The organism is Phycicoccus sp., assembly GCF_035325325.1.
Classification (GTDB): Bacteria; Actinomycetota; Actinomycetes; order Actinomycetales; family Dermatophilaceae; genus Phycicoccus.
Genome location: NZ_DAOLAC010000065.1, coordinates 1 through 8,759 on the forward strand (window position 1 = coordinate 1; position 8,759 = coordinate 8,759).

Genomic DNA, 8,759 nt, shown 5'->3' on the forward strand with positions numbered 1-8,759 from the left:
GCCTGGAGCACGGCGTCCGGCTCGTAGGTCGCGACGACCTTCGCCGGGAAGTCCTCGCCGGCGAAGTCGAGGGTGACCGGCGAGCCGACGGTGAGCCGGTGGTCCCGGGCGTACGTCGTGGAGAGCGCGACACCGTCCGTGCCGAGAGCGGCCAGCGACCCCGTCGGCACCACCGGCTTCGCGATCCGGCTCACACCGGCGGGGTCGACGCCGGCCGCGAACTCGCGGTCGCCGTCGACGTCGATGCGGGCAGCCCGGACGCGGACGACCTCGGCGACGCCGTCGACGGCCGCCACGCGGTCGGTCACCGCTGCTGAGAAACCCTGTCCCACGGCGCTCGAGACGATGTAGTCGGCGACGACGTCCTCGGCCAGCGCCTTGTCGATGCTCGCCTTGGCCGACGCACCGAGCACGGCCATGAGGGTGACGAGGGAGACGCCGATCATCAGCGCCGAGGCGGTCGCGCCGGTGCGCCGGGGGTTGCGGCGGGCGTTCTGCTCGGCCATCAGCCCGACCGCCCCGAAGGCGCGTCGGTACCCCAACCCGAGCAGGGCGAGGACGGGACGACCGACGATCGGGCTCACCAGTGCCGTGCCGACGAGGACGCCGAAGGTGCCCAGCCCGAGCACGTACGTCGGCTCGCTGCCCCAGCCCGCGAGGCCGCCGGCCATCCCGACCACACCGGCCCCGAGCAGGGCGACCCCGACGACGGCCCGCCACCGCATCCCGCCCTCGGCGAGGACGACGTCGTCGCGCATCGCGGCGACCGGTGGCACCCGTCCCGCCCGGCGGGCGGGCAGGTAGGCGGCGACCATCGTCACGACGACCCCGACCACGAGGGCCACGACGACGGTGCGCGGCAGCACGACGAGCTCGGTCGGCCCGAGGTCGAGCCCGACCCGTCCGAACACCCAGCGGATGCCGATCGCCAGGACGACGCCGAGCCCGAGGCCGGCGGCCGAGCCGAGCAGGCCCACGACCCCGGCCTCCAGCAGCACCGACCGGGCGACCTGGCGCCGGCTCGCGCCGATGGCCCGGAACAGGGCGAGCTCGCGGCTGCGCTGCGCGACGAGGATCGAGAAGGTGTTGACGATGAGGAAGGCCCCGACGGTCAGGGCGACACCCGCGAAGACGAGAAGGAAGGTCGTCACGAACGAGAGCGCCTCGTCGATGCGGGTCGCGGCCCGGGCGGCCGCGGCGTCGCCGGTCGTCGCCTCGAAGCCCTTCGGCAGCACCTCGGCCACCGCCCGGCGCAGCTGTTCCTGGCTCGTGCCGGGGGCCGCGGTGACCCAGACCGTCGACCACGCGTCGGCTCCGGCCAGGTACAGCTGCTGGGCCTGTCGGGCGTCGAAGACGACGATGCTCGCCCCGACGAGCGAGGTGCCGGCGACCTCGGCGGTCCCGACGAGCGTCGCCTGGAGGGTCGGCTGGGCCGTCGCCGTGACGAGCGAGACCTTCTCGCCGACGAGGTAGCCGGCCCGGGCGGCGGTGTTGGCGTCGAGGACGACCTCCCCCGGCGCCCGAGGCCAGTGCCCGCGGTCGAGGGTCGCCGAGGGGACCCCGTGCGCCGCAGGTCCGTCGCTGTAGGACAACGCGATTCCCGGCGGACCGTTGCTGCCGACGAGCTTGCCCCGCTTGTCGACGACGAAGGTGCCGAAGGCCGCCACCCGCCCGTCGGCCCGGGCCGCACCGGGCACGGCGGCGAGGGTGGGGACGAGCGAGCCGGGCACCGTGCGGGTGCCGCCCTGACCGGCGAAGGGTGCCCCGCCGTTGCCGCCGGACGGACGGACGACGACGTCCCCGACCGACCCCTTGGTCAGCCCGGTGAAGGCGCGGTCGAGGGTGTCGGTGAAGACGTAGGAGCCCGCGACGAACGCCACCCCGAGGACGACGGCGAGCCCGCTGAGGACGAGCCGGACCTTGTGCGCGAGGATGCCGCGCAGCGTCGCGCGGAGCACGTCAGCCCTCGGCCTCGGCGAGCCGGCCCATCCGCTCGAGGACCGTCTCGGGCGTGGGGTCGCGCAGCTCGTCGACGACGTGGCCGTCGGCGAGGAAGACGACGCGGTCGGTCCAGCTCGCGGCGCCGGGGTCGTGGGTGACCATGACGACCGTCTGGTCGTGGGTGTCGACCGCGCGCCGGAGGAAGCCGAGGACCTCGGCCCCGGACGTCGAGTCGAGGTTGCCGGTCGGCTCGTCGGCGAAGACCACCTCAGGACGGCCGACGAGGGCACGCGCGCAGGCGACGCGCTGCTGCTGGCCGCCGGAGAGCTCGCCCGGGCGGTGGCCGAGCCGGTCGCGCAGCCCGACCGTGTCGATCACCTCGTCGAACCACTGCGGGTCCGGGCGGCGCCCGGCGATGGCCAGTGGGAGGGTGATGTTCTCCTCGGCGGTCAGCGTCGGGACGAGGTTGAACGCCTGGAACACGAAGCCGATGCGGTCGCGGCGCAGCTCGGTGAGCCGGCGCTCGCGCAGCGTCGTGAGGTCGACGTCCCCGAGGAACACGTGCCCCGAGGTCGCCGAGTCCAGGCCGGCGGCGCAGTGCATCAGGGTCGACTTGCCGGACCCGGAGCGGCCCATGATGGCCGTGAACTCACCGGCGTGGAGGTCGAGCGAGACGTCGTCGAGCGCCACCACCCGCGTCTCGCCGGACCCGTACACCTTGGTGAGGTTCTCGACGCGGGCGGCGGCGCGCCGCGGCAGGCCGGCGCCGGCGGCGGGCGTGGCTCCGGCCGGCGCGGGCTGGGGGTCGGCGACCGTCATGCGCTCACGCTAGGTCACGCCCGCCCGAGGACGCCGTCGGGGTCCACCCGGGCCGACCCCCGGTCCGACCCCGGACCGGACCTCGGGTCCCCACCCGCCGCGTCGCTTCCGGCACGCACCGCGGGCCGGGCGGGGACCGACACCGACGAGACCCGACGCAGCGACGGGTGGGCGTAGTCGTCACCCTCCACCGCACCCCTGACCCAGGTCAGCTCGAGCCCCTCCTGCGTGACCCGGCACAGGGCGACATTGTTGTCGAACCAGGGCCCCTCGGTGACGGTCCACGGGTACGCCGGGTCGGGGGTGCGCCGCGAGGCCGAGGCGAGCAGCCGCATCGGGCGCACGAGCGCGCGGGAGAGCATCGAGACCATGACCCGGACGCCGCGCGGCATCGGGTTGCGGATCGGCGAGCACACGGCCTGGGTGATCCGTGAGAGCGCGCCGTACTGCTGCCCGTCGGTGACCTCGGCGAAGTACGAGTTGTGGACGTCGCCGGAGAGGAAGGTGACGGTCTCGGGGGCCGGGCCCCGTCGTCCGCGAGCGAGGTCCATGACGATCTCGAAGACCTCGTCGAAGCCGGCGTTGAAGGCCGCCCAGTGCTCGAGGTCGACGCTGCGACGGACCCGCTCCGCGAGCTGGGCCGCGCGACGTCCCCAGGCGCCCTCCGCGACGACCTCGTCGATGGCCTCGAAGTCGTGCAGGCCCGGTGGGAGGAGGAAGGGCAGGGACGTGCCGACGAACACGTGCCGGTAGCCGCCGTGCATCGTGTCGTCGAACCACCGCAGCTCGACCTCGTCGAGCATCGAGCGGCAGTCCGGCTGGAGGTCGCGGGCGGCCCGCGAGTCGAGGACGACGATCAAGCAGTCGCCGACCTCGCGGGTGTGGCTCCAGCGGTACGACTCCGGTTCGACGTCGGCGCGGGCGGCCAGCTCGTCGAGGGCGTCGGTGAGGTCGAGCTCGTCCTCGCGGCCGGCGGCGGCGTGCTCGAGGACCCCGGCGAACAGCTCCTCCTCGGCGAGCTCGCGCGGCGAGAGGTTGCCGAGGTGCTGGTGCACCCAGTACGACGCCAGCCCGGAGACGATGCGTTCCTGCCACCACGTCGTGGCCCGGATGTCGCGGCGCCACGACCACGAGGTGTTCCAGTCGTCGCGGATGTCGTGGTCGTCGAAGATCATCGCCGAGGGCAGGGTCGAGAGCAGCCAGCGGATCACGGGGTCGGACCACGTGATGCGGTACAGCTCGTCGTACTCCGGGTAGTCCTTGATCTCCGCGTACGGCGGCTCGTCGAGGCTGCGCCGCGCACGCATGAAGTCCTCGAGCTCGCCGTGCGGCGTGGTGTCGGCGTACACCTGGTCGCCGAGGTGGAGCAGCAGGTCGGGCCAGCCGGCCTCGGGGACGTCGCGCAGGGTGAGGGCCAGCGTGCGGAGTGCGTCGACCCCGTGCAGCCGCGTCCCCTTCTCGTCGTGGCTGCCGAAGGTGCGGCAGGAGCCGAACGCGAAGTGCGGCAGGCGGTTCGGGTCGAGGGTTCGGATGCGGCTGGGGGCGGCACCCTCGAGCGGCCAGACCCGCCGGCCGTCGAGGTCGACGGTGTACGGCTCGTCGCTGCCGGGCTCGAGGCCGTCGCAGACGACGAGGGCGTAGTGCGAGCCGTGCACCGCGAAGGTCGGGGCGCTCCACGAGCGACCGGCGCGCTCCACCGTGACGGTCGCCGTCGCCAGCGTGCGCACCCAGACCGTCGCCGAGGTCTCGTCGACGTAGCGCAGCATCGGGCCCAGGACGAGGGGTTGGTCGGGGTCCGGTCCGAGGTGGCTCATGGCACCCCATCCTGCCGGGCGAGGCTGGGCCCGGGCTGTGGGGGAGCACCCCGGTTCGTCCCCGGGTCCCATCCCGTCCCCCCACCCGTCGAGTGAACAGAACACGCCGTGTCGAGGCGAGCGCACGCGGCGTGTTCTGTTCACTCGACGGATGTCCCGCGTCGCGAGGAGCGGGTCGACCCGGGACGGATGTACCGGTCGTCCGGGTACTCGCGGCCCTGCCGACGTCCCTGCGCTCGCTCCTAGCGTCGAGGACGCCGGATCCACCGGCCTCGAGACCTCGACGAAGGAGCACCATGACCACCCGCGCCGACCAGCCCGCACCCACCGCCCGACCGCGTCCTCCGGCGCCGCCCACGCCCGCCTCCGCCCCCACCCCGCCGCACGGCGGCGCCCGCTCTCGCCGCACCCCGGGATGGCTCGTGCTCGGCGGCGCGACCGCCGCGGCCCTCCTCGCGTGGTGGCCGCTCGGCAGCGCGGTCGACCTCGCCGCCACGAGCGGCGGCTCGACGCACACCGTGGGTGGGGTGGCGGTCGGGCTGAGCGCATCCGTCGTCGCCCTCGCCGCGCTCGGGGTGGGCGGCATCCTGCGCCGCACGTCGCGACGTCCGCGCCGTGCGTTCGGGTGGGTGTCGCTCATCGTCCTCGTCCTGTCGCTGGCCAGCCCGGTGGTCCAGGCGAGCACCGCGGCGGCGGGGGCGGCCCTGGCGACCCTCCACCTCGTCGTGGCTGCCGTCGTCGTCCCCCTCGTGATGCGGCGCCTCCCGGTGGCCCGGCCGTGACCCCGCCCCGCGGTGCCGCCACGGTCGGGTCGGGCGACCTCACCGCCTGGCGCCGACGCCTCACCGCCGGGCTGGCCGGGACGGTCGTGGAGATCGGCGCCGGGACGGGAGGGAACCTCGGGCACCTCGACCCGACGCTCCGCTGGGTCGGCGTCGAGCCCGACCGGCACCGCGCCGCCCTGCTCCGGCGCGCGGCGCGTGAGCGGTTCCGGGACGCGGCCGTCCTCCGCTGCGGCGCCGAGGCCGTCCCCGTGCCGGACGGCAGTGCGGACGCGGTCCTGTCCACGCTGGCGCTCTGCTCGGTGCGCGACCAGCACCGGGCGCTCCACGAGGTGCGCCGGGTGCTGCGGCCCGGTGGGGTGCTGCGGCTGCTCGAGCACGTCGCCGCCCCGCGCGGGACGTGGACCCGGCTCGCCCAGCACGTCGTCGCCCCGTGCTCGGTGCTGCTCGACCACGGCTGCCACCCCGCCCGCGACACCGAGGCGGCCCTGCTCGGCGCGGGGTTCGTCCCGGTGGAGCTCGAGCGGTTCCGGCTCCCCGGCGCGCTCGGGACGTGGGTCGACCACGTCGCCGGCGAGGCCGAGGTGGCCTGACGTGGCCCGCTCGAGCCCGGACGCTGCGAGGATGGCCGCGATGGCGCCACCGGTCGGGCAGCAGGGCTGGCCGCGGCTGCCCCGAGGGGTGGCCGCGGCGTGGTCCGGCGTCTGGGCGGCCGGCCTGCTCGCCCCTCCACTCGTCTCGAGCAGCCAGACCGAGCACCCCGTGCTCATGGTCACCGGGCTGCTCGCCGTCGGGGTCGTCTTCGTCGCGACGACCGTCGACGCCACCGCGCGGGCGGGCACGCGGCGCACCGACCTCTGGCCGCTCGTCCTCGCCCTCCTGCTCCTCGTCGGCGTGCTCGCGCTCGCCCCGGCCCTCGACTGGTCGACCCTGCCCCTCCTCGCGGCCATCGCCGTCGGCGCGACCGTGCCGCTGCGTCCCGCGCCGTGGCTCGTCGCCGGCCTCGCCGCGGCGGTCGTCCTCGTGGCCCGGTCCCGCGGGGCGGAGTGGTCGGTCGCGGTCTGGGGCACGGGCGTCCCCACCGCCCTCGCGGGCATGCTCACGTGGGCGTTCGGCTGGCTGGCCGCGGTGGTCGCCGAGCTGCAGGCCACTCGCGAGGAGCTCGCGAGCACGGCGGTCGCCGCCGAGCGCCTCCGCTTCTCCCGCGACCTGCACGACCTCCTCGGGCACAGCCTCTCCGTCGTGTCGGTCAAGGCGCAGGCCGCGCGACGGACCGTGCGCTCCGACCCGGACGCCGCCGAGCGGCACGCCGACGACATCGCCGGGCTCGCCCAGGACGCCCTCGCCGAGGTGCGGCGGGCGGTCCGCGGCTACCGCGGCACGACCCTCGACGACGAGCTGGCCCACGCGGGTCAGGCGCTGCGGGCCGCGGGCATCCGCACCGAGGTCGAGCGGGCCGACGCCGGCCTCACCCCGGCCGAGGAGGAGCTGTTCGCGTGGGTGGTGCGAGAGGGCGCCACGAACGTGCTGCGCCACGCGCACGCCGCCCGGGCCGTCATCCGGACCGCCAGCGGGCCCGACGGCACCACGCTCGTCATCGAGGACGACGGGTCGGGGCCGGACGCCGACGAGGACGGGTCCGCCGGGGTCACCGGCTCCGGGCTCGCCGGGCTGCGCGAGCGGCTCACCGATGCGGGAGGCAGCCTGCGCACCGACGGCGACGCCTCGGGCTTCCGGCTCTCGGTCCGCCTGCCGCCCACCGGAGGCGCTCGATGACCACGCTGCTGATCGCCGAGGACCAGGTGATGCTCCGGGAGGCGCTCGCCGCCCTGCTCGACCTCGAGCCGGACCTCAGCGTCGTCGGCCGGGTGGGCCGCGGCGACGAGGTGCTCGCCGCGGTGGCGCAGACCTCGCCCGAGGTCGTCCTCCTCGACATCGAGCTGCCCGGGGCCTCCGGCCTCGACGTCGCCGAGCAGCTGCGGGCCGCGGCGCCGGGCACCGTGGTCGTCGTCGTGACGACCTTCGGCCGCCCCGGCTACCTCCGCCGCGCCCTCGAGGCCGGGGTGCGCGGCTTCGTCGTCAAGGACGGGCCGGTCGAGGGGCTGGCCGACGCGGTCCGCCGGGTGGCCGCCGGCGAGCTGGTCATCGACCCCGTCCTCGCCGCCGACGCGCTCGCCGCCGGACCGAACCCACTGACGGCCCGCGAGCAGGACGTGCTGCGGGCCGGGGAGGGCGGCGCGACGGTCGCCGACATCGCGGGCACGCTCCACCTCTCGGAGCAGACCGTGCGCAACTACCTCTCGGCGGCCATCGGCAAGACCGGCACGCGCAACCGCGTCGAGGCGGCGGCCGAGGCCCGCGACCGCGGCTGGCTCTGACCGGTCAGACCGAGAGGAAGACGTCGTACTCGGCGCACGCCCGGGGCACGGTGACGCCGGCGACGTCCAGCGGCGCGGATGGTCGCGATCCCGACGAGTGCTCGAGGACGTAGCCGCCGGCGAGCGTGATGTCGTCACCGAGCGAGACCCGACCCCGGCCCGGTACCTCCACCGTGAGCGGTTCCTCGCCGACGACGGTCGTGCCGTGCGGCCAGACGACCACCACCCCTCCGGCACCGAGGCACCCGCCGAGGACCTCGAGGCGGCCACCTCCCTGCGCGGCCATCCCGGAGTCGGCGCGTTCACCGACGAGCACGACCACCCCGTTCGCGTCGACGACGCGACCGTCCGAGCACGCCGTCGGCAGTGCGGCCGCGGCGAGCGCGGCGACCACCACCCCGAGGCGCCGGCGCGACCGTTCCATCCGCGCAGCGTAGGGACCATCGCCGGAGGGGGCCAGTGCACCCCCGCACACGAGCCGTCACACGCCGACGGGCGGCCCTCCGGAAGTGGAGGACCGCCCGTCGGTCGGTGCGACGTGGTGCGTCAGCGGCTCAGAAGCCCATGCCGCCCATGTCGTCGCCACCCGGCATGGCCGGAGCGGCCTTCTCGGGCTTGTCGGCGATGACGGCCTCGGTGGTGAGGAACAGCGCCGCGATGGACGCCGCGTTCTGCAGCGCCGAGCGGGTGACCTTCGCCGGGTCGATGACGCCCGCGGCGACGAGGTCGACGTACTCGCCGGAGGCCGCGTTGAGGCCCCAGCCGGACTCGAGGTTGCTGACCTTCTCCGCGACGACCCCGCCCTCGAGACCCGCGTTGACCGCGATCTGCTTGAGCGGAGCCTCGATGGCGACCTTGACGATGTTCGCGCCGGTCGCCTCGTCACCGTCGAGGTCGAGGTTGGCGAACGCCTTGGCCCCGGCCTGGATGAGGGCGACGCCACCACCGGCGACGATGCCCTCCTCGACGGCCGCCTTCGCGTTGCGGACGGCGTCCTCGATGCGGTGCTTGCGCTCCTTGAGCTC

9 protein-coding genes are annotated in these 8,759 nt (G+C 75.4%); 4 read left to right on the forward strand and 5 right to left on the reverse strand.

What is annotated here, in order from left to right:
- From PKA89_RS20055 to PKA89_RS20065, 3 genes are all read right to left on the reverse strand, one after another.
- A partial coding sequence (locus tag PKA89_RS20055; protein ID WP_324422604.1) for an FtsX-like permease family protein occupies positions 1-1,958 on the reverse strand: 1,958 nt, incomplete at its 3' end.
- A gap of 1 nt (position 1,959) precedes the next feature.
- A complete protein-coding gene (locus tag PKA89_RS20060; RefSeq protein ID WP_324422606.1) occupies positions 1,960-2,760 on the reverse strand; it encodes an ABC transporter ATP-binding protein in 801 nt (266 codons plus the stop codon).
- 14 nt (positions 2,761-2,774) lie between these two features.
- Complete coding sequence (locus PKA89_RS20065) at positions 2,775-4,574, reverse strand: alkaline phosphatase D family protein (protein WP_324422607.1); 1,800 nt, start codon at positions 4,572-4,574, stop codon at positions 2,775-2,777.
- Positions 4,575-4,870: 296 nt separating this feature from the next.
- Between PKA89_RS20065 and PKA89_RS20070 the strand changes: the two genes are divergently transcribed.
- Genes PKA89_RS20070 through PKA89_RS20085 form a run of 4 tightly spaced genes read left to right on the forward strand, consistent with a single transcriptional unit; the run spans position 4,871 to position 7,734 of the window.
- Entirely contained in the window at positions 4,871-5,356 is a 486-nt protein-coding gene (locus PKA89_RS20070) for a DUF6069 family protein (RefSeq protein ID WP_324422609.1), read from the forward strand.
- On the forward strand, positions 5,353-5,949 hold the full coding sequence (locus PKA89_RS20075) for a class I SAM-dependent methyltransferase (RefSeq protein ID WP_324422611.1): 597 nt from the start codon (positions 5,353-5,355) through the stop codon (positions 5,947-5,949). Before PKA89_RS20070 ends, PKA89_RS20075 begins: the two co-directional genes overlap by 4 nt.
- A gap of 40 nt (positions 5,950-5,989) precedes the next feature.
- Positions 5,990-7,132: a sensor histidine kinase gene (locus tag PKA89_RS20080; protein WP_324422613.1), complete on the forward strand. Its 1,143-nt coding sequence runs from the start codon at positions 5,990-5,992 to the stop codon at positions 7,130-7,132.
- Complete coding sequence (locus PKA89_RS20085) at positions 7,129-7,734, forward strand: response regulator transcription factor (RefSeq protein ID WP_324422615.1); 606 nt, start codon at positions 7,129-7,131, stop codon at positions 7,732-7,734. Before PKA89_RS20080 ends, PKA89_RS20085 begins: the two co-directional genes overlap by 4 nt.
- 4 nt (positions 7,735-7,738) lie before the next feature.
- On the opposite strand, the gene PKA89_RS20090 is transcribed toward PKA89_RS20085, so the two are convergent.
- A complete protein-coding gene (locus tag PKA89_RS20090) occupies positions 7,739-8,158 on the reverse strand; it encodes a hypothetical protein (RefSeq protein ID WP_324422617.1) in 420 nt (139 codons plus the stop codon).
- A 130-nt stretch (positions 8,159-8,288) separates the two neighbouring features.
- Positions 8,289-8,759 (reverse strand): TCP-1/cpn60 chaperonin family protein (locus tag PKA89_RS20095; RefSeq protein ID WP_324422619.1); only part of this gene is annotated, 471 nt, incomplete at its 5' end.